Below are 25615 nucleotides of genomic sequence, written 5' to 3' on the forward strand. Positions count from 1 at the left end.
AAATTTAGTTGATGGTTGTCGGTTGATGGTTGTTGGCGAAAGTTCTATCAAAGTATCAACTGACAACCAACAACTGACAACCGACAACCAACAACTGACAACTATGATTAAAAACTGGCTCAAAATAGCATTCATCAATTATAAAAAAAATTGGCTTTCTACTCTTATCAATATTTTCGGATTGAGTGTGGGATTGTGTGCGTTTCTTCTTGTGTATATCAATTGGAACGACGAAAAATCATACGAAGAATGGATTCCCAATAAAGAGAATATCTATTTCGTGGAAAATGGAAACGCTTCTTTCGGAATTATGGCAGTTTCTAGTTATCCAGAATTGTTTGTCTCCAAAGAAAAATTCTCCGAGATTGCAGATGTTACAATGTTCAATGATTGGGGAAAGAAAAAGCTTAGTTTCGGAAACAATTCTGCCTATGTTTCGGCGGGCGCAACAGTAGATTCTTTCTTTAGCTTTTTCCCTTTTGAGAAAATTGCTGGCAATTTCCAAAATGCTTTGAATGATCAAGGCAAAGTAGCATTATCAGAAAAAACTGCCAAATTGCTTTTTGGGGATGACTATCTAGGAGCAATAGGAAAATCTGTTAAAAGTGAAGTGGATAACAAGAGTTACATTGTCACAGCTATTTATAAAATCCCGAACAGCAATACCGTTTTCAAACCAGATTTTTTGTTTAAAAATCCTTATTTGGAAGATTCTAAAGATCAATGGACAAGCTACAGTTATTATGGTTTTTTCAAAATAAAACAAGGAGTTGATGTAAAAACCTTGGAGTCTAAACTCACTAAGCTTATGCAGGAACAGGAAATTATTTCTGCCAAAAAATGGGGCTATGAGATTTATAAGAAAAAACAAACAATGGTTTATCTTACGCCTGTTGCAAAGATGAAACTGGACGCTAAAAGTGAAGGTATCGAAAAAGGCGACAAAAAATCTATTATGATTTTATTGGGATTATCTGCTTTGATATTGCTTTTGTCGGGAATTAATTTAATCAATCTAAAAACAGCACAGGCTTCTCAGCGTGCTAAAGAAGTGGGTGTTAGAAAAGTGGTGGGAGTTACAAAATCTCAACTCATTTTACAATTTTTATTAGAAACTTTTATGATTTGTTTTGTAGCGTATGTTTTGGCATTCGCAATGGTGGAACTTCTGCTTCCATCTTACAACAAATTTCTCAGCAAAGAAATCAAACTGAATGATCCAAACCTATTCATCTACACAGGATTATTGTTAATCGTTTTTTCTTTGATTTCGGGATTGATTCCTGCACTTTATCTCTCCAATTTCAGACCTATCAATACGCTAAAAGGAAACTTTTCCCGAAGTAAAAATGGTATTTGGCTAAGAAATTCTATCCTTACTTTACAACTCATTATTTCTTCATTTTTCATTATTTGTTCTTTGATTATTCATACTCAGGTAAGTTATATGATGAATAAAGATCTTGGTTTCAAAGGCGATCAAGTCATTCAGATCGACTTCAAGAAAACAAATTGGGAGAATAATTACAATTTCAAAAAATATAAACTTCTGAGTAACGAAGTCAAGAAAATATCTGGAGTAGTAGATGTTACAGGTTCTGTAAATTCTTTAGGAAGAGGTGCATCAAATAGTTCTGTGGTAAAAAACGCAAAAGATACCACCAAAACCATAGAAAATACAATGCTTGGAGCCATTGATGAAAACTATTTGAGATTCTACAAAATCAAGTTTGTTTCTGGAAGAGACATAGACTGGAAAAAAACTTCGGACACTATTAATGGTGCTGTCGTGAACGAAGTATTTGCAAACAAATTAGGATACAATTCTCAAAACGCTGTTGATAAAGAATTTCTTACAGGTTGGGACGGCAAAAAGAAATACAAAATCTTGGGTGTCGTAAAAGATTTCTATTATGATGGTGTAGATAAACCGATGATGCCGATTGTTTTCTTCAATTATGATAGAAACTGGACAAAAAAAAATATGCAAAATCTTCAAATCAAACTTTCAGGAAACGATATTAATGGAACGATTGAAAGAATCAAAGAATTTTGGCTTACGAAAGCTGAGCCAGGTTATCCCTTTGATTATCAATTTATAGATAAACAATTTGCTAAAACTTTTGAGAAATTCCAGAAACAACAGACACTTTTTACCACGTTGAATATCGTTGTTTTAACAATTGCTTTATTAGGATTATTTGCTTTATCATCATTGTTGATAGAACAAAAACTGAAGGATGTAGCCATCAAAAAAACTTTGGGTGCAGATGAGAAAACCATCATTTGGGATCTCACGAAAAGATTTTTATTAATCTGTTTTTTAGCAGTGATATTGAGCTTTCCCATTAGTTATTATGCAATGAATGAATGGCTGAAAGATTTCGCCTACCGAATAGATATGCCAATTGCGCCCTATATTTTAAGCATGCTCATTTTATTGATTCTGACATTTGGAGTTGTAAGCATCAAAGCCTATCGAGCAACAAAAGTAAATCTTGTAAAATATTTGAAATACGAATAAAATTGGTTGAGAGTTGTTGGTTTTTAGTTGATAGAAATTTTATCAATAAGACCATCAACTGTCAACTAACCATCAATTATGAAAAAATTATTTTTTATCTTCATCACTATATCGGTTACTGCACAACAGAAAACTTGGAATCTTCAGGAAAGTTTGGATTATGCTTCTAAAAATCACCCTTTGATAAAACAGGCAACCGTTAATATTCAGAAATCTGATCGCCAAATTTCTGCTGCAAAAGGAATGCTGCTTCCTTCTGCTGAAGCAGGAATTACTCACAGTTATAGTTTTGGTTCTACTATCAATCCTTCTACCAATCAAAGAGAAGCGCTGAATGTTCAGTACGACCAATTTTATGCACAGGCAAATTGGGAACTGATGAACTGGAAAAATTATCTCAATATTTCTTTATCAAAAATTAATAAAGAAAGTACAACTTATAAAATGAAGCATGCTCAGAATGAGGTAAAACTTGATGTAATTCAAAAATTTTTCACCTATCAGAACAGCAAAAGTTGGTTGGATGTTTTGGAAACTCAGATTTCAGGAATCGAAGATCAAATCAAACGCACCGAAAAAGAAGTGGAAATTGGAAATAGGCCGAAAAGTGATATTTATGACATAAAGGCCAATTTAGGGACTTTACAGGAACAATGGATTTCTGCAAAAAATCAACGAGATTTATCAAAAATTAATCTTTTAAATTCTCTTGCCATTACTCAGGATTCTCTTGATTTTGTGATGGATGATAAAAATTTAACGATAGATTCCGGATTCAATGATTCCGATTTTGTCAAAAATCTTTTAGAAATAAATCCTGCCTATCAATCCGTTTTAAAAGAAATAAAAGCCTCCGAAAAAAATATAGAGATAGCAAAATCAGCCTATCTTCCCACATTGAATGCTTCTTATAGTTGGTCTAGTTTTTATAATAAAACTTTGGGTGGAAATAATCTTGCCGAAAGTTTTTCGGATCAGTTCAAACAAAATAAAAACCAGCAAGTTGCTTTTGGTATCAATGTTCCGATCTTTAATAAATTACAAGTAAAAAATAATGTAGAAATTGCCAAACTGAATGTTATCAATTATAATTTCGACAAAGAAATTTTGGTGAATAATCTTACTCAAAGTATTAATTCCATCAAAACCCAATTCCTAAATTCTCAGGAAAAATATACTTTACTGCAATCTAATTTTGAAAATCAGAAATTATCTTTTCAAAAATCGGAAGAGAAATATAAAGAAGGTTTGATGGATGCTTATACTTTTTTTGTAGTGAGAAATAATTGGTTACAGGCAAATTACAACCTTATCAATAGCAAATACGAAGTAATGCAGCAAAATGAGCTTCTCAAGGTTTTTGAAGGTGGAGAATAAAGGATGGATTTCCAATAAAATATCTTAGAGTCTGTTAAATTTTACTTAATAAAAGTTGTATAGCTTTTTCTTACTATTCTAAATTAAAATAAACTTTGTTTATTCTTAAATTTAACATTAAGAATTTCAGTTAGTTAAGTTGATTTCGATTAAGGAATCAATAAATTGCTTTTTATTAAGTTTTTTTAAGCTAAAGGGGCTTAATTCCTAAGGCTAAATAAAAAAACACCCAATATAAATTGAATGTTTTTTTTGTAACTAACTTGTTTTCAGCAGAGAGGAAGGGATTCGAACCCTCGATACAGTTACCCGTATACTACCTTTCCAGGGTAGCTCCTTCAACCACTCGGACACCTCTCTAAATTTGGTGTGCAAAAATACATTATTTAGCGCTAAGAACAAAATCTGAATTTAAAAATTTCAAATTTCCGAAACTTCTCCACAACTATTTTTTACAAAATTTTCAGAAAAAGGTTCTTTATAATTCGGATTATCAATAAGATGCATGGCTTTTGTGATGGCGCTTTCCGCAGTCATATCATTTCCGCTTATGGCACCTATTTTTGAGAAAATTGCGCTGTTTTCATATTTTCCAAACGAAATTCCGCCAGAAATGCATTGGCTTACAACAATAATTTCTGTTCCATTTTTTCTTATTTTTTTTAAAGTTTCCTCCGTTTTTGAAGAATTAAAAATAGTTCCGGAACCAAATACCTGAAGAATCAGTACTTTCATTTTTGGCAATTGGTGGAAACTTTCTAGTGACATTCCCGGGAAAATCCTCCAAAAAAGAACATCCCTAGAAATATGAGTATCTACTCTAAATTTTTCTTCCTTTTTTGCCCTGTACAAAAACTCTTTTTCCACATTCAGATGCACTCCGGATTGCCCCAAAATTGGATAATTGGGACTAAGATACGCATCAAAATTTTCGGCAGAATATTTTAAAGTTCGGTTACCACGCAATAACTTATATTCAAAATAAATAGCCACTTCCTGAACTACAGCTTCATTATTTTCATACAAACTTGCATAATAAAGACTGGTTAAAAGATTTTCTTTAGCATCAGTACGCAAATCGCCAATAGGAAGTTGCGAACCGGTCAAAATCACGGGTTTTCTCAAACCTTTCAACATGAAACTTAATGCAGATGCAGTATAAGACATGGTATCCGTTCCGTGAAGAATGAGAAAACCATCAAAATTTTCATAATTTTTTCCGATATAATTGGCTATAATTTGCCATTCTTTCGGTCCCATATCGGAAGAATCCATCGGTTTTTTGAAGGGATGTACAGAAACTTCACATTCCAGAAGATTCATTTCAGGAATTTTATTGAAAATATGCTGAAAATCAAACGGAACCAAACTCCCGGTTTCATAGTTTTTTTCCATTCCGATAGTTCCGCCGGTGTAGATCAGAAGAATTTTTCTTTTCATGTCTTAAATTTAATATTTTATTTGGATACAAAACAACGATTATTTGGGCGTGTCCCTCTCCAAATCTTTGCAGCAGCTCGGGTCGGGCTTTTCCGGGCTTCACTTCGTTTCGGTTATTTTTCCGGGGGAGGTTCGGCGAAGCCGAACCTCCCCCGGAAAAATAACCGCTCCTTTCAGTCGCGCCCTTCATATCCCTCACGCAAAGCGGATTATTTTAGAAAAAAAATGCAAATTTGCAGTATGGGTTCTATTGAAAATTTACAAGAGATATATCTTTATTTGCAACAATTTCTAACACAGGAAAGACTGTCGAAAATCGAACATTATTCCAAAGAAAGTTCAGATTTTATTCTTCCTGTGATGGAAGATGTCTATCAGTTTCGCAATGCGGCAGCAATTGTGAGAAGTGTGGAAGCGTGTGGTTTTCATAAAATTGTTGCTTTGGAAAAACAGAATATTTTCGAACCAAACCTGAAAGTAACCAAGGGAGCCGATACTTGGGTGGAAGTAGAAAAAATGTCATGGAATCTAGACTCAATTAAAGAGATAAAAAATCGGGGATATAAAATTGTGGCAGTTTCTCCTGAAAAAAATGCAACCTTACTTCCGGATTTTGAAATTAAAGAACCGCTTGCTCTTTGTTTCGGAACAGAATGGGAAGGCGTTTCCGAAGAAATTCTTGACTTCGCCGATGAAACTTTAGCCATTCCGATGTATGGTTTTACAAAAAGTTTTAATGTTTCTGTTGCCGCTGCAATCTGTATGTACGAATTAAAGCAAAAACTTATAAAATCCGGTATGGATTATAAACTTTCTGATGATAAACTCCTGAAAATGAAGATCCGATGGGCAGTGAATTCCATCAGAAGTGGTCAAGAAATATTAGAAAATTACATTGTAAAATACAAGAGTATGTAGTTTTTTTATGATTTTTTCTGTCGTTTTTATTTAAATTTTTAATTGATGGTATCTAAACGTGTTGTTTTTATTCTTAACTTAGAGGTGTCAATAATTAAAAAAAAATACAAAATGAAAAAAATCTATTTATTACTACTTTTGAACCTTTTCATAGGACTTAATGCTCAGGAATGGTGCGAAACTTCAAAAGTTCAAGAAGAACTTGAAGCCAAAAATACGGAAATTAAAAAAGCGAGATTAAATGCTGAAGCCAAACTTTTAGCAGAAGGCGCACAGAATTATCTGAAAAAAATGGGAATTGATTTCTCATCAGGAAAAAAGGTTTCTACAGTATATGAAATTCCGGTTGTTGTCCATGTCATAGTTCCTACTGGAGCTGCTATTGGAACGGATTATAACAAAACCGACGCACAGATTACTGCATGGATAGACGATACGAATAAAATTTTTGCAACTACTTATGGAAATGGATATTATCCGGAAGGTCCCGGAAATGACGGCGGAACTGTGATCCCAATTAAACTTGTTATTGCAAAAAGAAATCCTCAATGTACAGCTACTACTGGAATTATAAGATATAATGGAGGAACAATACCAGAATACGATACTTATGGAGTAAAAAGATCAGGTGCTAATGGAGCAACAACGGATCAAGTAAAAGCAATTGCTCCACACTGGCCGGAATCTTCTTATTTTAATATTTATGTCATTCATAAAATTGATGGGGGAGATCAGTATGGAGTAATGGGTTGGGCTGGATATCCGTCAAATAGCGATTATTCGTATGATTCATTTATGAAATCTTTTGTTGTTACATTACCAAATAATAATGTTTTGGCGCATGAATTTGGACACGCAATGTCTTTGATCCATACCTTTGATCCTGCAAATGCAAATGGAGGACAATGTCCTAGTAATACTGATTGTAACACAGATAATGATAAAGTGTGTGATACTCCTCCTGTACAAAGTCTTCTGAATGTGTTTCCTACACCTTCAAATTCTGATACGAATGCTTGTACAGGAACATTGTATGAAGGGGTTCAGTACAACGTGATGAATTATACTAATTCACCAAGAAAATTTACACCCGGTCAAAGAGATCGTGCTTTGGCTCAGTTTTTATCTTTAAGGGGAAATCTTACCACTTCATTAGGAGCTACTGCTCCAAGTTCTACTATCAGTCCTATTGCTGCAAATTGTAGTCCTACATCTCTTGCTCAAGCAGGTGATTATCAGGTAGGTCCTATTTTAGTTAAAATAGGAAGTATTAATAACAGAAGTGATGGACAAAATAATGGAAATGGTAATCAGTTTTATGTAGATTATACAACAAAAAATTGTTTGAATCAGGCATTTTATACAGATTTAAATGTATTGCAGCAGCAATCTATACAAGTAAATATTATTGGAAATCCTCAAAATATAAGAGTATGGATCGATTATAATAACAATGGTTCTTTTGAATCACCAGGTGAATTAGCCGTAAGTGCCAATAATGTTGCAGCCAATTTTTCAGCGGAAACCGTTTGGAACGGAAATTTTACAGCACCTGTATCTACTGTTACTAATGTTCCTTTAAGAATGAGAGTAGTATCAGATATCGCAGCAAGTTCCACCAATGCTTGTGCCAATATGAATTATGGGCAAACGGAAGATTACACTGTAACTTTTAAAACTACTACATTAAATATAGCAGAAACGGATAAAAACAAAAAACTATTTATATTGTTCCCGAATCCATCCAATAACGGAAATTTTTCTGTGAAATTAAATTCATTGAACTATCAAGAGAATGCAACGATAAGTATTAATGACGCTAGTGGAAAAATGGTTTTTACAACAGAAGTTAAAAACAATAAGGATGTAGAAACCATCAATTCTGGCCTTTCTACAGGAGTTTATTTTGTTACTATTCGTTCAGGAAATTCTGTTCAAACAGAAAAATTGATTGTAAACAAATAAAATTCCTTAGTTTTAATTATAAATAAAGGATGGTTTAGTTTACCATCCTTTATTTATTTTATCATAATTCCATGCAGCGATAAAAATTCCGGCAGTTTCAGTTCTTAATCGTTGATTTCCCAATGTAACCGCTTTTATTCCTTTTTCTACTAAAAGTGTAATTTCTTTTTCAGAGAAATCTCCTTCTGGTCCGATTAAAAATAGTAATTCCTGATTTTTTTCGATTTTGTGCATTTCTTGTCTTTCCAGATTTTCGTGACAATGAGCAACAAACGTATTTGCAGGATTCACATTTTTTACAAAATCCGAAAGTTTGATAAGATCATTTATTTTTGGAAAATGAAATCTCAGACTTTGTTTGGATGCTGCAATTGATTGTTTTACAAAACGTTCATAATTAATGTTTTTCCTTTCCGATTTTTCGGTTTGCAAAAATGTAATTTCGGAAATTCCCATTTCTACAACTTTCTCTACAAAAAATTCAGTTCGATCTATATTTTTTGTCGGAGCAATGGCAATGTGCAGTTTTGATGAAAATTCAGGTAAATTTTCTTTAATTTCGGAAACATTCAGTGTGACTTTTTTTCCTTCAAATATCAAATTCCCTTTTGCCAAGTTTCCTTTTCCGTCTGTTAGAAAAATTTCTTCACCTTCACGCAAACGAAGAACTTTTACAATATGCTGTTGTTCTTCATCATGTATTTTGATTTCCGGAAAAATTTCGCCAAAAAAAAGCTTCATAGTAAAGGTAAAAAAGTTAAAAAGTAAAAAAGCAAATTTGCTTATGATTTATTTAAAGTTTTGTAGAGTGAGTTCAATTGGTTGGTTATAATTTCAGTTTTTTTTCTTAATTCATGATAATCTTCATCTTTTAGAAAACCTAAATCATTTGATAAAATTAAAAAATTAATAACTTCAATACTTGTGCTGTAAGAAATATTTATAAATCTTGATTTTTCTTTATTGGAATTTCTGGAAAAGCCCTCCGCAATATTTGCAGTTATACTTGTGGTGGCACGTCTGATTTGATTAGTAATTCCAAACTTTTCCTCATCAGGAAAATTAGAGGTAATAGTATAAATAGATTTTACCAATGTTCTTGCATTGTTCCAAACTTCTAATTTTTCAAAATAAAATGTATACATTTATTTTTATCTATATCAATTTTTTATGCTTCTATATTTTAACGTTTTAACGTTTTCACGTTTTCACATTTTCACGTTTTCACATTTTTACATTTTCACATTTTTACATTTTCACGTTTTCACATTTTATCCCTTCTACTAAACTTCCATATCATATCTTGCCGAAGCAGAAACCGAAAGATCGGCAAATTCGCCTCGTTCATATTTTAGTTTGGCTACCATTGCGATCATGGCTGCATTGTCGGTAGTGTATTCAAATTTTGGAATGTAGATGTTCCATCCCAATTTTTCTTCGTTTTGTTTCATTGCATTTCGCAACCCGGAATTGGCGGAAACTCCACCAGCAATGGCTACTTCATTTATTCCCAATTCTTTCGATGCTTTTTCCAATTTTTCCATCAACGTATCTACAATGGTTTTCTGAACGGAAGCACAAAGATCATTCAAATTTTCCTTAATGAATTCAGGATTTTTTTTCAATTCTTTTTGAATGAAATACAGAACAGAAGTTTTAATTCCGCTAAAAGAATAATCGTAATTTTCTAATCGAGGTTTATTAAATTTAAAAGCATTCTCGTTTCCTTCTTTTGCTAATCGATCTACAATTGGACCAGCTGGATAATCCAAATCAAATAGTTTTCCGATTTTATCGAAAGCTTCGCCGGCTGCATCATCAGTCGTTTTTCCGATAATTTCCATATCGAAATAATGTTTTACCAGAACAATCATCGTGTGTCCACCACTTACGGTGAGGCATAAAAATGGAAATTTGGGCGGCATAGGATTTGCATCCTCGATAAAATGAGCCAAAATGTGGGCTTGAAGGTGATTGACCTCAATAATTGGAATATGGAGACTCATTGCTAAAGATTTTGCAAATGAAGTTCCGACCAAAAGAGAACCTAAAAGTCCGGGTCCGCGTGTAAAACCTATCGCAGAAATATCATTTTGTAGTATATTTGCTTTGGAGATTGATTTTTCAATCACGGGAATGATATTCAGTTGATGTGCACGGGAAGCAAGTTCGGGAACCACACCACCATATTCGTTGTGAATTTCCTGATTGGCAGCAATATTGGAAAGAATTGTATTTCCTTTAATAATAGCAGCAGAAGTATCATCACAAGATGACTCAATACCTAGAATTATTGGCTCGTTCATACGTATGGCAAATTTAGAGAATAATAACGAGAACAAAAATAAAAAATCTATATCGCAGAATATCGAAGAGTCTGTGCATAAAGGTGTAGAAAATGTTCAGGAAACAGTAAAAGAAGCAGCAGAACTTGCCAGTGATGTTATTAAGCATCCTGTAGAAACTTCCAAAGAATTTGCAGAACAGGCTGCAAAAGATGTAGTAAGCGTGAAGTGGTGGGCAAAACTTTTGCAAGTTCTTTTTTGGTTTTTTTTAACTCTCATTATTGCTTTTATCATTATTGTCAATCTTCCGATTACTAAAAACTGGGCGGCACAGAAAGTGATGGTCAAACTGAATAATGATCTTCACACCAAAATTTATTTCGACAGCCTTGATGTTAATTATTTCGGAGATGTTACTATTTACAAAGTTTCTGTAAAGGATTATAAAAATTATCCATTTCTGAAAGCCGAAAAATTATATGCAGATTCTGATTGGTTTTCCATTATTAATAATTCCAGAAATTTGAAGTTTCAATCCATGTCACTGAACAAAATGGATTTGAAAGTAATCACTTATAAAGGAGACAGTATTTCCAATTTCATACGTTTTGTAGATTTGTTTGATAATGGTCCTCCAAAAAAAGGTAGAAAACCATTCGAACTAAAATCTAGAATTTTTATAAACGATTCTAAGGTTTCTATTGTAAATCAGAACAGTAGTGGAGAAGCCGGAAAATGGCTTACTGCAACTAATTTGAATCTTATTGTTCCGGAGCTTCGTGTAAAAGGTCCTGATGTTTTTGCCCAAATCAATAATCTGCGTTTTACTACTGAAAGATGGGGTAAAAAGCACGATATGGAAACTTTTTCAGCGAATCTTACGGTCAATAAAAAATTTCTTCTTCTTGAAGATCTTACGCTCAATACCAATCATTCGCTTTTACAGGGAAACCTGAAATTCAATCTGAATAACGGAAAATGGACAGATTTTGCAAATAAGGTCAGCTGGAATATGGATTTGAAAACGGGAAGCCAGATCAGTGGATATGACATCAGTTATTTTGTGACTAATTGGGATAATTTTGATCCGGTAAATATTTCCGGAAAAATGACTGGCCCATTAAATAAATTTTATCTGGAAAATTTTCTTGTAAAAAATCCACAAGTCAATATCAGAACAGATATGATGAGGGTCGAAAACATTCTGAAAGGAAATTTTCTGATAGAATCCCAAAAAATTTCTACCGACTTTACCTATAAAGAACTCAAAGCAATGATGCCGACTTTCATTTCTAAAAAAATGAAAAATTTTGCAGATAATTTCGGCAGGCTGAAATATAATGGTGCAACAAGAGTGACTCCTCAACAAATTTTTATTCCATCGGGAAATTTGATTACAGGAATCGGGCAGGCAAAAATCAAACAGTTTTATCTGAACGATTACAGTACACCAATGCCAAAATATTCCGGATATGCAGAAGTGAATGATCTCAATACTTCCGTAATTACCAAAAACAAGCAGGTTGGCTTAATCAGTGGAAAATTCAATCTGAAGGGACAAAGTTTTGATGTCAATACCATGCGTTTGGAAACAAAATCCCAAATTTCAAAAATTATAATTTTGGATAAAGAAATCAATAATCTTTATCTCAATGGTCTTTTGGATCATAAAAAATACAACGGACTTATCACCATCAATGATGAGCAGGCAAAAGGTAACATAAAAGGATTGATTGACTTCAGCAAACCCAAAATTTTTGCAGATATCAATTCGGATATTTCGTATCTCAATATTAACTATTTTTCAGGGCAAAAAGGGAATCAGAATTTTAGTGGAAAACTTGATGGGAAAATTGCAATGTCCAATATCAATGATATGAACTTGGATATGAATCTCAATGATGTGCTTTTTTCCAATGGAGTACAGAAATATAATGTTGCTAAAGGAAAAGTGAAAGCATATTTCGAAAATGGGAATCGAATAGTTTCTACAGATATTCCGGGTGTTGTTCAGGGGCAAATTACAGGTAAATATAATATCGGTGATTTGGCAGGAATGATACAAAATGGAATAGGAAAAATCTTGGTGAGTCCACCTCCGAGAAAGTTATACCGAGGACAGAGATTTAATGCTGATTTCACAGTTGAACAAGGATTGGTAAGCTATTTTCTTCCGAATCTTAAATTACCAAAAGGAGCTTTTATAAATGCCGGTTATAACGGAGATTCTAATAATCTTGTTTTGAATATTGAATCTTCCGGATTGAAATATATTATGACTAAACAAGAGGAAATTTCGGATGCAGATCGCGCTTTAGCAGCCGCAAATCCTGATTACAAAATTGATCCTAAAAATCTGAAAACTAAAGATAGCGCAATGATTGATAATTTCATTGTGAGGATTAATACCGAAAATTTAAATGAACAAATTTTTACCAGAATTGATAGGCTAGAATATAAGCAAAACATTTTTAAAGATCTTACTTTAAGCGGTAGAAATGAAACGGGGCAACTGCTTCATCTTACTACAAATTTTAAACATGGAAGTCTTCAGGATGAATTGGAGAACAAAATGAAAGAATATGCCATAAATGTAAATCAAACTACAGATTCGGTAGGAGATTATGTTTTCAGATTTGAGCCGACTCAGGTGAAATTCAATAATGTTGTCTGGAATGTGGATACCAGTACAGAGCTTAATCATTCTATTACTTACCGAAAGAAAACAGGCGATTTTCTGATTAAAAATCTTCGGATATTTTCAGATAATAGTGAGTTATTAGTTAGAAATTCAATATTCAAATCAGCAGACGATTTTGAAGTGGATGCTAATGCAAAAAACTTTCAGATTTCCAAAATATTTGAAATGCAGACCTCTGGAAATCCAAATAGCATCAGTGGTTTAGCAAATGGAAATATAATGCTAAAAAAAGATAAGAATAATCTTATTCCGCTTGTAGATTTCACCATTGAGGGTATCAAAATGAACAATAAGGATCTGGGAAATCTGATAGTAAATGCAAAAAGCAGTGCTGTTCCTAATGTATATGATATTGATGCAAAGGTAGTTTCCGCTGGATTACTTGGAAATAATAATCTCCATATAACAGGTACAATTGATAATAATACGACCTCTCCAACTTTGAATCTGAAAACAGAAATGAAGGAATTTGATTTAGCCTTTGCTCAAACTTTTGTGAATGGAGTTTTCAGTAATATGAGAGGAAAAGCAACCGGAGATTTGAAAGTTTCCGGAACAATGAAAGATGTTGATTATACTGGTGATGTTGCTTTGAAAGGATTTGGTTTGAAACTGAATTTTACAGGAGTAGATTATTCATTTGATGATACTACGATTGCGCTTTCAAAAGGACTTGCTATTCTGAATGATATTGGTGTAAGAGACGGAAGAACCAACTCTAAAGGTTCTATTTCCGGAGCGATACAATTTGAAACTTTAGCTTCAATGGGAGTGAACCTTGTAATGAGAGCAGATAATTTGATGCTGCTTGATACGGAGCAAAAAGATTTCGATTTGTTTTGGGGGAAAATTTATGGACAGGGAGATCTTTTTGTTGATGGGCCCGTTACTTCGCTCAATATTTCCACACCGAATATGCGTGTTTTGAATAATTCTGTTTTCACATTTAATAGTAATTCTACTTCCAGTGTGGAAGAATTCAAGATGCTGAGATTCCTGAAAGAAGATGAAGCAGGAAAAGTGAGTATTGAAGAAAAGAAAAAATCAGGAGCCAATATGAATCTTGATTTTACTGTAAATGTAGATAAAGGAACTACAGTGAACGTTTTGGTAGGAGATGATATTGGTGATATTACGGTAAGAGGAAATGCAGATAAATTAAGGTTTATAATGAGCAGAGCCGGAAATATTTTTATGAGCGGGAATTATATTGTAGATAACGGAACTTTCATTTCTAAAGCCATACTTGAACGAAAATTTCAAATTGCAAGAGGCAGCAATATTCGATGGGACGGAGATGCCATGACTCCGGATTTGGGTATTAATGCATATTATTTGAGAACTGTAACAAATGCTGGACAATATCTGAATATGGGAAGTCTACCACCTATAAATGTTTTGCTGACTACAAATATTACCCAAAAATTGAATAATCCAAAAGTAGAACTCGGTATCAAGGCACAAGATGTTTCCAGCCAAGTGAGAGATGCTTTGGTTGAAAAAATGTCCAATGAAGATGAAAAAGTGATTCAGTTTGGATCTGTTTTGGTGCTTAACAGCTTTAATGTCAGTAATTCTAATTTTAACATCAACGTAGGAAGTACTCTGGAAACATCAGGTTATAATATGCTTTTCAAGCAGTTAGGCTCTGTTCTTAATACCATTAGTAATGAATTTCAGATAGATTTGAATTATCTGAAAGGAAACGAAGCTTCCAATACATCAGACAGAGCTAATGCAAGTGTAAGTTTTGCTCTTTCTCCAAGAATAACCGTAAAAACAGGACTTGGAATTCCAATCTCCAAAACTGAAAATACCAATCAAAATTATCTTTCCGGAGAAGGAACTATCGAGTATGATTGGTCTAAAAAAAATGACGGAACACGTATTTTCCGAGTATATTCTAAACCCTCTAATATAGGTATGTCCACCGGAACCCAAACAGGAAGTGCAAGTGCTAACCAAAGCTATGGAATGGGGGTGGTGTATAGCAAAAGTTTTAATACAATCTTTAAAAGAAAAGAAAAAAATAAAAAATCAAAAGCTAAAAATTCTGAAATAAAAAAAGATTCTGTTATAAATGATACAGTAAAATAGTAAATTTTTATTAAAATTTTTGATACCGTTAAAAATTGTTAATTTTTCCAATCATTTTTTAATTTTGTTATTTTTTTGTAAATTTGCAATAATACTTAGGAATTTTTAACAAATTTATAATCTAACTTCAACGAAAAATGAACTATCAACTAGACGAAATTGACAAAAAGATTCTGGACTTCCTTGTAGAAAACACCAGAATGCCTTTTACGGAAATTGCTAAACAAATGGATGTTTCTGCAGGAACTATACATGTAAGAGTGAAAAAAATGGAAGATGCAGGAATTATTTTAGGTTCTTCTCTTAATATTGATTATGCTAAATTGGATTATCATTTTACAGCATTTATAGGAATCCTTTTGACAAAATCTAACAGAACACAAGAAGTATTAAAAGAGCTTTCTACTATTCCAAATGTAATAGAGGCTTCCGTAATTTCAGGAAAATATAATATTTTCTGTAAAGTAAAAGCTAAAAATACAGATGATGCTAAAAGAATAATCTATCAAATTGATGATATTCAGGATGTAATGAGAACAGAAAGTATGATCTCTATGGAAGAATTTCTTAGCGATAAAAACCGCCTGATTAATGCTGTTTCCATCTAATGCATTTGACAAATAATAAAAAAAAAAACTTTTGAAAATTTTCAAAAGTTTTTTTATTTTCTGACAAGTTTTTAAATAATTTTGAACACAAATTTGTGATTATATGAAACAAACCGACCATGAAAATGGAATGAAAAGGACTTGGACTTTTTATTTTGCTTTGATTTTGATGCTGATTGTCTTTTTTCTGAGCGTAAATACGGATCTTGCTCATTTATCACAACATGAAGATACAGGAGTTCCGAAGGAATTTTTATGGATTATTTTTTCTGTTGATTTTCTTATCTTTTTCTCGGTGGTTCTTATCTATTTCTATAAAAAAGTTGGAGCTATTGTTTTTCCATTTTTGGTTTTGCTTCATTTTTTGCTTCACAGTTTTTATCTTTCCACTACACTTTTATCAGACCTTAATCTATTGTTTGTTTATTTTGCTGCTGGGTTATTGGTTATTATTCCGAGATGGGAAGTTTTCAAATGATTTTTTGCTAATATATAAGTCTGTAAAACAATAATTTGTCAAAATGCTTTTGATAAGAAAAATTTAAAATCCTACAGATTTTGGATATTATTTTTCAGAATTTTACATTAAAGTCGCCAATATTTACACAATCACGATTCCTTACACTTTAGGAATGCTTATTGTTTTCTTTTCCAAAGAGTGAAATACTACACATATTTGTAGAGATTTCTACGGATTTTGTGGATTTTTAGTGAGATTTTTTATTTGTTTTTCATCCATAATATATTTGTTATGGAAATTCTTTCTTTATTTGGCGAATCTGGTATTCAGATTACTTTACTACTTATTGTACTTCCCGTTATTGCTGCTTTGGTAATTGCCATTTTAAGATTATGGTCTGTGTATAATAAAATATTGGCACGAAAAGAATTATTAAAATTCAATAAAAAAATAAAAAATCTTTCTAAAGAAGAAGTTTCAGGTTTTGAAAAAAGAGAAAAAGAACTTGCTTTTCAGCTTCCTGAAAATGAGCTTTCCGGAAATCTTCCTGTATCTGACGAAAAAGGAATAATAGGTAATGTAAATGATGTAGAGGAACTTCGGGTATTTCCCATAAAAAAGAGTGTTCCTTTACAGCAATATGTTTCTCCCGAGCTTAGCAAATTAATCTTATATTTTATAGGTTGTGCAACATTTTGGCTAATAATTGGTACTTCTGTTGGAGAATATTTAGGGATAAAATTTGTAGCACCAGATGTAGATCATACAAGTTGGCTGAGTTTCGGAAGATTAAGACCGGTTCATACCAACATTGTTTTTTGGGGATGGTCTTCAATAGCGATGGTTGGTCTTTCGTATTATGTAATTCCTCGAGTGAGTAATATCGAACTTTTTAATATAAAGCACGGCTATTATTCACTTATTTTAATGAATGCAGCAGTTTTTTTTGGCACAATTTCTATAATGGCGGGAATTAATAATGGAGGAGGTGAGTACAGAGAATATATTTGGCCAATAATGCTATTGTTCGGAATTGGAGTGGCAATTTCTCTTAATAATTTTTTTAGAACTATTGCTAAAAGAATTTCGAAGGAAATATATATTTCTAATTGGTACATAGTTTCTGCAATGATGTATATTTTACTAATTGCTTTTGTAGGATATGTTCCTTTTTGGCAAAACGGGCTCGGAGAAACCATTATTCAGGGGTTTTATATGCATCAGGCTGTTGGGATGTGGTTTATGTTTATGAATTTGGGTTTGATGTACTATTTTCTTCCGCAGCAGCTTAATAAGCCTATTTATTCTTATAGTTTGGGTATTTTGGCATTTTGGACGCAAATTTTATTTTATACTTTAATAGGAACTCATCATTTTATTTTCAGTGCAATTCCTTGGTGGATGCAGACTGCTGCTATTGTCTCAAGTGTAGGAATGCTTATTCCATTAATAGCAGGAACTACCAATTTTCTTTTCACGTTTAACGGAGCTTGGTATCAGCTAAAGACAAGTTATACACTTCCTTTTTATTTTATTTCTATTATTTTTTATTTTACAGGTTCTTTTCAGGGGATAGTTGAAGCCTTTAGATATACCAATTTACTGTGGCATTTTACCGATTTTACCGTAGCTCATTCGCATCTTACCATGTATGGAATTATCACTTTTATGCTTTGGGCATTTATCTATACTCTCGTTCCGAGGCTTACAGGAAAAGAACCTCCTAAAATATGGGTAGGAATTCATTTTTGGATGGCTCTTATCGGGTTGTTATTTTATGTTACATCTTTAATGATCGGAGCTACAGAAAAAGGGTTGATGTGGATGGATAAAAAAACCTTTATAGAAGGTGTGGCAAAAATGGTTCCTTTCTGGCTTTGGAGAGCAATCGGTGGAACAATGATGTGGATTTCTCATCTGATATTTGCGTATAATTTCTATAAAATGGTGAGTAAGGAAGAAGAAATTATAATTCCAAGAACTCCCGCAGAAATTTTGAAAGCTAAAAAACGACTCCAGAATACAGAATTTAACACAGAATGAAATTATTATAATCGGTGAAGTGATTCTCTATTAATTTTTGAAAAAACAATAAATACCTACATGAAATGGAATTTTTTAATAATCATAAAACGCTTTTTGGAGCAGCTTTTTTTCTTTTCCTTTTCCTGACGGTGAATATTGCTATTTTACCGGCCATTGAAAATCAGAAAATCAATAAACCTTTACCAAAACAGGCAAAAATATTAACGAATGTGGAAAGAGCCGGTAAACTTGTTTATATAGAAAACGGTTGTGTAGCCTGTCATACGCAACAGGTAAGAAATGTAGATATGGATAATATTTTTGGGAAAAGACCAAGCGTAGCTGCAGATTTTGCAGCAAACAGAAGAACCGATTTTTGGAGAAATACTGCCACATTGATGGGAACTGAAAGAACAGGTCCGGATCTTACCAATATTGGCGAAAGGCAACCAAGTGAAGAATGGCATTTATTGCATTTGTATAATCCTAGAGCTACAGTAGAGCAATCTATAATGCCTTCTTACAAATGGCTTTTTGAGGAAAAAGACGAATTGCAAAAAGGCGATGTGGAAGTAAAAGTTCCGGAAAAATTTCTTAAAAATAAATTCAAAAAAATTGTGGCAACAGAAAAAGCATTAGTGTTAGTTGCCTATTTAAAATCTTTGAAACAAGTAGATTATGAAGATAAAACCATCATTCCGAAATTTTTATATAAAAAAGAAGAAAAAAAATCATCAACAGGAGCTGCAAATCTACCAAATGGAGCTGAACTTTTTACAGCTAATTGCGCATCTTGTCATCAAGCAAGCGGAGAAGGAGTACCAGGAGCTTTTCCTCCATTGAAGGGCAGTCCGGTGGTTACAGGAGATAATTTAGAATTATACATCACTATTATTATGAAAGGTTACGATCCGAGACCTGAATTTGCAACCATGCCTCCTGTCGGAACCAACGCAAATTTTACTCCTGAAGATGTAGCTGCAATTATGAATCACGAAAGAACAAGTTGGGGGAATAATGCTAAAAAAGTAACTCCTGAAGAAGTAAAAAAAATAATGGATAAAATAAAACAATGATGAAAATCAGTTTTAAAAATAGTATAATTTTTGTCTTGTTATTGATAGCAGATCTTGTTTTCGCGTGTGACGCCTGCAAACTTCAACAGCCGAAAATTACCCGTAATATTACTCACGGAATAGGACCTGAAAATAATTGGGACTGGCTTATTGTGGGAGTGGTTTCGTTGATAATGATAATTTCATTAATAGTCTCTGTTAAACTTTTAATTAGCCCCGGAGAAAAAGATAAAAAGCATATTAAATATTCCATTTTTAAATTTTAAATGTCATGACTAAAGATAAAAGTAAGGTGCTTCTTTTTATAGATGACGAACAGCATCCCATTGCAGAATTAGAAACGCCTATTGTTTTTGATTTCGATACTGGAAAACTTACCGATGGAGAACATGTCCTGAAAATTGTAAGCAAATCTCCTTTAGGAAAAGAAGGTATAAGGAAAATAAATTTTACTGTTGCTAATGGTCCTTCTATAAGTGTTGAAGGTCTAAAAAATCAGGATGTTGTAGATGGTGTTTTACCATTAATGATTAATGCCTATGACAAGGGTAATCAAAAGAGTTTTATTATCAACGGCAGCGAAACGCCACAAACCATTCCTATTTGGATTTGGATCATTATTATTCTTTTTGCAGGTTGGGCAGTGTATTATGAAATAACAAGTGCGCATCTTCTGCAATAATCCAATTCCAATTTTAGAATCATAAATATGCGAAATATGGATAATCAAGACCGAAAACAAATACGTCCATTGCAAAAGCAAACCAAACCAGGCAATGAAGATAAACTAATGCCAAAACCCGATTCTTTACCTAAAAAGCAAAAAGAACGAAAACTGCAAAATAAAGTAGCTATTATTACAGGTGGAGACAGTGGGATAGGAAAAGCCATTGCTCTGCTTTTTGCACAAGAAGGAGCGGATGTTGTAATACCTTATCTTAGCGAGATTAGTGATGCAAAAAATACAAAAAAAGAGGTAGAAAATTTTGATGTAAAATGTATGCTCATAAAAAGTGACATCAGTAAAGAAAAGAATTGTAAAAAAATTATTGAGCAAACGATAAAATATTTTGGCAAAATAGATATTCTCATCAACAATGCAGGAACGCACTGGGAAGCCAAAAGTATTCTTGATATTAGTACGGAGCAATTGATAACTACTTTTGAAACAAATTTTTATTCCGTTTTCTGGCTCACAAAATTTGCTGTTCCGTATTTGAAAAAAAATAGCTCCATTATCAACACGATTTCCGTTACTGCATATCGAGGAAGCGATCATTTGATGGATTATGCAGCAACAAAAGGGGCAATACTTTCATTTACAAGAAGTCTTTCTTCCAATTTGATAAAAAAAGGAATCCGTGTGAATGCAGTTGCACCGGGACCAATTTGGACACCTCTTATTGCCTCTACGTTCACGAAAAAAGAAATTTCAGAATTTGGAAGTAATACACCAATGGGAAGAGCAGGAGAACCCAATGAAGTAGCCAGCTGTTTTTTGTTTCTTGCAAGTGATGATGCATCTTCCATTACAGGTCAGGTCTTGCATCCTAATGGAGGTGAAATTATAAATGGTTGATTATCAGTTTTTACTTTTCAAGATTTTCAATTGCCTTCAATTGTATTAATACCTTAGATTTTTCAGGACTTGCTGCTTCAAAATCTTCATCCGTGAGCAAAATGTATTTGTCTTCAATTTTGTAACCTTTTACAATGTTTTCCCATGCTAATTCTTTTCCGGTATTTTCATTCACTCTTTTAAATTTAATATTGCTCAGATCTTTTTTATCCAGCATATCTAAGTCCAAAGTGCCGGAATTGCTTGCAGAATATAATTTTATGGGAATATTGACAAGTCCAAAACCAATAGCACCGCTCCAGATAGCTCTCATATTTTTTGTTTAAAATTAGCTTAGAAACTTGCATGTTTCTTTATAAATTTTGTTTTTGAGTTTATATAATTTGGAATAGTAGGTAGGAATTAATTTCTTACCGAACTTTTGATTTTGAATATCTTTAAATTTGCTACATTTGACCAAAATATTGCAACTATGAATTTAATTATCCGGCTTCTGATTACTGCTTTTGTAGCCTATCTTTTACCAAAAATTTTGAATGGTGTTCATATTGAAGATTTTATTACGGCTCTTATTTTTGCGGTTGTTTTAGGAATTGTAAATCTAATTGTTAAGCCGATTCTGAAATTTTTTGGATTTCCTTTAACTATTCTTACTTTAGGATTGTTTCTTTTGGTGATCAATGCGATCACGGTTCTTATTGCAGATTATTTTGTAGACGGAATGAAGATTGACGGATTTTGGTGGGCTCTGATTTTCAGTATTGCTTTATCCGTTATTACATCTTTATTGAATGGTATTTTTACAAGTGACGACGACAAATGAGAATTAAAGAATTACAAACTCTCTTGGACAATCAGCCGTCTGTTTCGGCCAATACTTTTGTAGTAGGTTTTTTATTTGTAATATCCTGTATTTTGGCGGTTTTCTTTTTGGTTTTGGGAATCGGACTTTTTCTGGAAAGTTTTTTACATTTTAAGATCTTTTTGGATTGGGTTTCGAGGCAATTTCATTTGGTTTTGAATGAAGAACAAAGATGGAGCATTGCCACAAGTTTTGGGATATTTTCATTGATTCTTGCTGTTGTTTTTGGTGGTGTAATTTACCTTTGCAGAATGATTTTGAGGAGAAATCATTTTATCATTCAGATAGAAGACTGGATTTATTCCAATCTTTCAGAAATTAAAAAGGTGACTTCAGAAAAAAAACGAAAAAAATAATTATATAATTCTAATAAATGAAACTAAAACATACAATAATTGCTATTACAGCACCATTTCTAATGAATGCACAACAAGTAATGACGCCGGAAATTATGTGGACTCTGAAAAAATTAGGAGTTCAGGCAGTTTCACCGGATCAGTCTTCTCTAATTTATAAAGTTGGTCAGGTAGATTTAAAGACCGAAAAAACCAAAAGCGAAAATTTCACATTAAATATACTGAACGGAATTTCCTCAAAAATTGATTTAGGTAAAAAATCTCTTATTCAGTGGGATAAAAACGGAATTTATGCTCAGGAAGGAGACAAGATTTATCTTTCAAAAGATGGAGGTAAAACATGGTCGGATTTCTATACCATTGGTGAAGTTGATAATATAGTTATTTCTCCTGATGGAAAAAAAATTGCTTTCAGTAAGCAGGTTTTAGTGGAAAAACTAATGGGAAAGGATAAATATTCTGATGTTCCGAAAACTACAGCCCAAATTTATACAGACTTGAATCACAGACATTGGGATTATTTCAATGAAGGAAAATACAACCATGTTTTTGTAGCAAATGTTTCTGAAAATGTAGACAAAGCTAAAGATTTACTGGAAGGAAAAACGTGGGATTCTCCACAAAGACCTTCCGGTGGAAGTGAAGATTTTATCTGGAGTCCGGATTCTTCCAAATTATTGTACGTAACCAAACCTTTAAGTGGTGCAGAATATGCAAAATCTACCAATACCGATATTTTTGCGTATGATTTGGTTTTGGGAACGGTTAAAAATTTAACAGAAATCAACAAAGGATATGATGTAAATCCGAAATTCAGTCCGGATGGAAAATCTCTTCTTTGGCAAAGTATGGAAAGAGACGGTTATGAAGCGGATAAAAATGATCTGAAAATCTTGGATTGGAATTCCGGAAACGTTACCAATCTTACCAAAAATTGGGACGAAAGCGTAACCGGAGATGTTTTCTGGACAGCCGATTCCAAAATCATTTATTTTACTTCGGCTTTCAAAGGGACGAAACAATTGTTTTCTTTGGATCCTAAAACTTCAAAAATTCAACAGCTCACAAAAGGCGATTTTGATGTAAATGAAATTTTCGCTTTGAATAAAAATTCATTGTTGGTTACGAAAACGGACATCAATCACAATGCGGATCTTTTTTCAGTCGATCTTAAAAACGGAAGTTTAAAGCAAATAACAGAAGTAAATAAAGATACTTATGCAAATTTAACTCCCGGAAAATCCGAACTGAAAATGGTAAAAACTACCGACGGAAAAGAAATGGGAGTGTGGTTTCACTATCCACCGAATTTTGACCCAAACAAAAAATATCCAACACTTTTATATTGTCAAGGTGGTCCGCAATCTGCATTGACACAATTTTTCAGCACAAGATGGAATTTTGGATTGATGGCGGCAAACGGTTATATTGTAGTTGCACCAAATCGTCGTGGAATGCCGGGTTGGGGAACAAAATGGAACGAAGATATTTCTAAAGATTGGGGTGGTCAAGTAATGAAAGATTATCTGGCTGCTACAGATTTTGCAAAATCTCAACCTTATGTTGATGGAAGCAGAATGGCAGCAGTTGGAGCAAGTTATGGTGGTTACAGTGTATTTATGTTGGCAGGAATTCATGAAAACAGATTCAAAACGTTTATTGCACATGACGGACTTTTTGATATGAAATCTTGGGCTTTAACTACGGAAGAATTATGGTTTGCAAATTGGGATTTAGGTTCACCTTTTGATAAACCGACTCCAAAAGCCTATACAGAATTCAATCCAAGTAATTTTGTAGAAAAATGGAACAAACCGATTATGGTAATTCAAGGTGGAATTGATTACAGAGTTCCTTATGAACAAGGACAGGAGGCTTTTCAGGCTGCAAAATTAAGAGGTCTTAAAACCAAATTTTTATATTTCCCGAATGAAAATCACTGGGTTCTACATCCGCAAAACGGTTTAGTTTGGCAACGTGAATTTTTTGAATGGCTGAAAGAAACTTTATAAAAAATATATAATGATGAAAAAGTTGTTTTTATTTCCGTCTATTTTTGGATCACTATTGTTTTATTCCCAAGTCGGAACTGTGACAAGACACCCTGATTCTTACTCGAATTTTCCATATCAGGGAACGAGAATTATTCAGGTAGATGAAGCCTATTCTCCTGATCATGAAGAAAATGTTTTCATTTTTTCTAAAATTGAAAAAGGAGCAAAACAGGATAAAATGTATTTTCAAAGGTTTGTTAAAGAAGGAAACCAATGGAAATTGAAAATTAAGAAGGAACTCAGCTACGACGGAATTATCAGTTCGTGGGGTTCCAGAAAGGCATTTGCAGATTATGATAAAGACAAAAGTGTAGATGCATTGTTCATTTACTCTTTCAATGATTATGATTTTAAACAGAAGTCTGTACATCTTTTATTTTCCAAAGGAGATCAGATTTATGAGATCACTTCCGATGCTACGGATAATTATGAAAAAGATACTTATTCTGAAAATTTTAAAACTCTTCCAGAAGCAGTAAAAGAAGAAATTTTAGAATATTGGAACAAATTGGACAAAAATTAGATTTGAAATGAAAAGAATCCGTTCTTTTCCACCTATTATTGATGAAAGTTCCAAAATACTGATTTTAGGTTCCATTCCGGGAGTGAAATCTTTGGAGAAGCAACAATATTATGCTCATCCGCAAAACAAATTTTGGAAAATTATATTTGAATTACTCAATGAAGAATTTACGGAAGATTATTCGGAAAAAATTTCTGTTTTAAAGAAAAGTAAAATTGCACTTTGGGACGTTATAGATTCTTGTGAAAGAAAAGGAAGTCTGGACTCGGAGATTAGAAATGAAGAAACCAACCAGATTGCAGAACTTTTAGAAAAGCATCCGAATATTGAAGTAATTTTTTGTAATGGTGGGAAATCCTATAAAAGCCTACAGAAAATTTTAGGGAAAAACTTCAAGCTTCCCATATTTTTGTTGCCCTCTACGAGTCCACTTCATACTGTTTTCTTTGAGAGAAAGCTCGAAGACTGGAGAAAGATTTTACAATTTGTGAAATGAACTTTATACTTTCCTACTAAAAAAAGCAAAAACGAAACCGTTCTTGCTTTCTTTTTAGTAAATACTATACAATTATTTTGGTTTTTCACATAATATACCTTTTTCAACCAATACTGAATAATATCCGACTCCTAAAGAATTTGTTGAAGTAGAAGTAGTAGAATTGGTAGTAGAAGCAGAGTCTCCTCCTCCTGTTACAACAAGACTTTTAGCTTTTGTAATAGATTTGTTTTTAAACTTTTGTAAAAATGATTTTTTCTGTTCCATTT

22 protein-coding genes and 1 tRNA gene are annotated in these 25615 nt (G+C 32.9%); 16 read left to right on the plus strand and 7 right to left on the minus strand.

The features are described 5' to 3' along the window. Positions 1-103: 103 nt before the first annotated feature. The gene (locus AC2A1C_RS08060) at positions 104-2524 is read left to right on the plus strand and encodes an ABC transporter permease (protein ID WP_484025185.1); all 2421 of its coding nucleotides are present in this window, start codon (positions 104-106) and stop codon (positions 2522-2524) included. 78 nt (positions 2525-2602) lie between these two features. Beyond that, positions 2603-3901: a TolC family protein gene (locus AC2A1C_RS08065; RefSeq protein ID WP_484025092.1), complete on the plus strand. Its 1299-nt coding sequence runs from the start codon at positions 2603-2605 to the stop codon at positions 3899-3901. Between the two features lie 273 nt (positions 3902-4174). Here the strand turns inward: AC2A1C_RS08065 and AC2A1C_RS08070 are convergent. Both AC2A1C_RS08070 and AC2A1C_RS08075 read right to left on the minus strand, forming a co-directional pair. After that, positions 4175-4261: transfer RNA gene (locus tag AC2A1C_RS08070), tRNA-Ser, on the minus strand. Positions 4262-4321: 60 nt separating this feature from the next. Next, positions 4322-5341, minus strand: a complete 1020-nt coding sequence (locus tag AC2A1C_RS08075) for an asparaginase (RefSeq protein WP_484025094.1) — start codon at positions 5339-5341, stop codon at positions 4322-4324. Positions 5342-5581: 240 nt separating this feature from the next. On the opposite strand from AC2A1C_RS08075, the gene AC2A1C_RS08080 reads away from it, so the two are divergent. Then, on the plus strand, positions 5582-6259 hold the full coding sequence (locus AC2A1C_RS08080) for a TrmH family RNA methyltransferase (protein ID WP_484025095.1): 678 nt from the start codon (positions 5582-5584) through the stop codon (positions 6257-6259). Between the two features lie 111 nt (positions 6260-6370). Beyond that, positions 6371-8224, plus strand: a complete 1854-nt coding sequence (locus tag AC2A1C_RS08085) for a zinc-dependent metalloprotease (protein ID WP_484025097.1) — start codon at positions 6371-6373, stop codon at positions 8222-8224. Positions 8225-8263: 39 nt separating this feature from the next. Here AC2A1C_RS08085 and AC2A1C_RS08090 read toward each other — a convergent pair whose 3' ends face one another. The 3 genes from AC2A1C_RS08090 to tsaD all read right to left on the minus strand — a co-directional run bounded on the left by AC2A1C_RS08090 (position 8264) and on the right by tsaD (position 10530). Continuing rightward, complete coding sequence (locus tag AC2A1C_RS08090) at positions 8264-8965, minus strand: RsmE family RNA methyltransferase (RefSeq protein ID WP_484025099.1); 702 nt, start codon at positions 8963-8965, stop codon at positions 8264-8266. Between the two features lie 41 nt (positions 8966-9006). Continuing rightward, positions 9007-9369, minus strand: coding sequence for a four helix bundle protein (locus AC2A1C_RS08095; RefSeq protein WP_484025101.1), 363 nt, complete (start codon positions 9367-9369; stop codon positions 9007-9009). A gap of 138 nt (positions 9370-9507) precedes the next feature. Beyond that, on the minus strand, positions 9508-10530 hold the full coding sequence (gene tsaD, locus AC2A1C_RS08100; protein WP_484025103.1) for a tRNA (adenosine(37)-N6)-threonylcarbamoyltransferase complex transferase subunit TsaD: 1023 nt from the start codon (positions 10528-10530) through the stop codon (positions 9508-9510). A 4-nt stretch (positions 10531-10534) separates the two neighbouring features. Between tsaD and AC2A1C_RS08105 the strand changes: the two genes are divergently transcribed. From AC2A1C_RS08105 to AC2A1C_RS08135, 7 genes are all read left to right on the plus strand, one after another. Continuing rightward, positions 10535-15307: a translocation/assembly module TamB domain-containing protein gene (locus tag AC2A1C_RS08105; RefSeq protein WP_484025105.1), complete on the plus strand. Its 4773-nt coding sequence runs from the start codon at positions 10535-10537 to the stop codon at positions 15305-15307. A 137-nt stretch (positions 15308-15444) separates the two neighbouring features. Then, on the plus strand, positions 15445-15915 hold the full coding sequence (locus tag AC2A1C_RS08110; RefSeq protein ID WP_484025107.1) for an Lrp/AsnC family transcriptional regulator: 471 nt from the start codon (positions 15445-15447) through the stop codon (positions 15913-15915). A 103-nt stretch (positions 15916-16018) separates the two neighbouring features. Beyond that, complete coding sequence (locus AC2A1C_RS08115; protein WP_484025109.1) at positions 16019-16393, plus strand: hypothetical protein; 375 nt, start codon at positions 16019-16021, stop codon at positions 16391-16393. 273 nt (positions 16394-16666) lie between these two features. After that, complete coding sequence (locus tag AC2A1C_RS08120; RefSeq protein WP_484025111.1) at positions 16667-18418, plus strand: cbb3-type cytochrome c oxidase subunit I; 1752 nt, start codon at positions 16667-16669, stop codon at positions 18416-18418. 65 nt (positions 18419-18483) lie between these two features. Further along, positions 18484-19476: a cbb3-type cytochrome c oxidase subunit II gene (locus tag AC2A1C_RS08125; RefSeq protein ID WP_484025113.1), complete on the plus strand. Its 993-nt coding sequence runs from the start codon at positions 18484-18486 to the stop codon at positions 19474-19476. Positions 19477-19747: 271 nt separating this feature from the next. Then, on the plus strand, positions 19748-20158 hold the full coding sequence (locus AC2A1C_RS08130; protein WP_484025115.1) for a cytochrome C: 411 nt from the start codon (positions 19748-19750) through the stop codon (positions 20156-20158). 36 nt (positions 20159-20194) lie between these two features. Continuing rightward, complete coding sequence (locus AC2A1C_RS08135; RefSeq protein WP_484025117.1) at positions 20195-21055, plus strand: SDR family oxidoreductase; 861 nt, start codon at positions 20195-20197, stop codon at positions 21053-21055. Between the two features lie 10 nt (positions 21056-21065). Here the strand turns inward: AC2A1C_RS08135 and AC2A1C_RS08140 are convergent, their stop codons facing one another. Continuing rightward, positions 21066-21368, minus strand: coding sequence for a Ku protein (locus tag AC2A1C_RS08140; protein ID WP_484025119.1), 303 nt, complete (start codon positions 21366-21368; stop codon positions 21066-21068). Between the two features lie 159 nt (positions 21369-21527). Here AC2A1C_RS08140 and AC2A1C_RS08145 point away from each other — a divergent pair, with 159 nt between their 5' ends. The 5 genes from AC2A1C_RS08145 to AC2A1C_RS08165 are packed head-to-tail and all read left to right on the plus strand — an operon-like array spanning position 21528 to position 25346. After that, positions 21528-21878 carry a phage holin family protein gene (locus AC2A1C_RS08145; RefSeq protein ID WP_484025120.1) on the plus strand — a complete coding sequence of 117 codons (351 nt, stop codon included), beginning with the start codon at positions 21528-21530 and terminating at the stop codon, positions 21876-21878. Continuing rightward, positions 21875-22273 carry a hypothetical protein gene (locus AC2A1C_RS08150; RefSeq protein ID WP_484025122.1) on the plus strand — a complete coding sequence of 133 codons (399 nt, stop codon included), beginning with the start codon at positions 21875-21877 and terminating at the stop codon, positions 22271-22273. Before AC2A1C_RS08145 ends, AC2A1C_RS08150 begins: the two co-directional genes overlap by 4 nt. Before the next feature lie 17 nt (positions 22274-22290). Beyond that, positions 22291-24285 carry a S9 family peptidase gene (locus AC2A1C_RS08155; protein WP_484025124.1) on the plus strand — a complete coding sequence of 665 codons (1995 nt, stop codon included), beginning with the start codon at positions 22291-22293 and terminating at the stop codon, positions 24283-24285. Positions 24286-24298: 13 nt separating this feature from the next. Further along, positions 24299-24850 (plus strand): hypothetical protein, encoded by a 552-nt coding sequence (locus AC2A1C_RS08160; protein ID WP_484025126.1) that lies wholly within the window; start codon positions 24299-24301, stop codon positions 24848-24850. A gap of 7 nt (positions 24851-24857) precedes the next feature. Continuing rightward, on the plus strand, positions 24858-25346 hold the full coding sequence (locus AC2A1C_RS08165) for a DNA-deoxyinosine glycosylase (RefSeq protein WP_484025128.1): 489 nt from the start codon (positions 24858-24860) through the stop codon (positions 25344-25346). Positions 25347-25418: 72 nt separating this feature from the next. On the opposite strand, the gene AC2A1C_RS08170 is transcribed toward AC2A1C_RS08165, so the two are convergent. Next, entirely contained in the window at positions 25419-25613 is a 195-nt protein-coding gene (locus AC2A1C_RS08170; RefSeq protein ID WP_484025130.1) for a hypothetical protein, read from the minus strand. Positions 25614-25615: the final 2 nt, after the last annotated feature.

The sequence above is a fragment of the Chryseobacterium sp. HNCC26DJ241 genome, assembly GCF_057180505.1.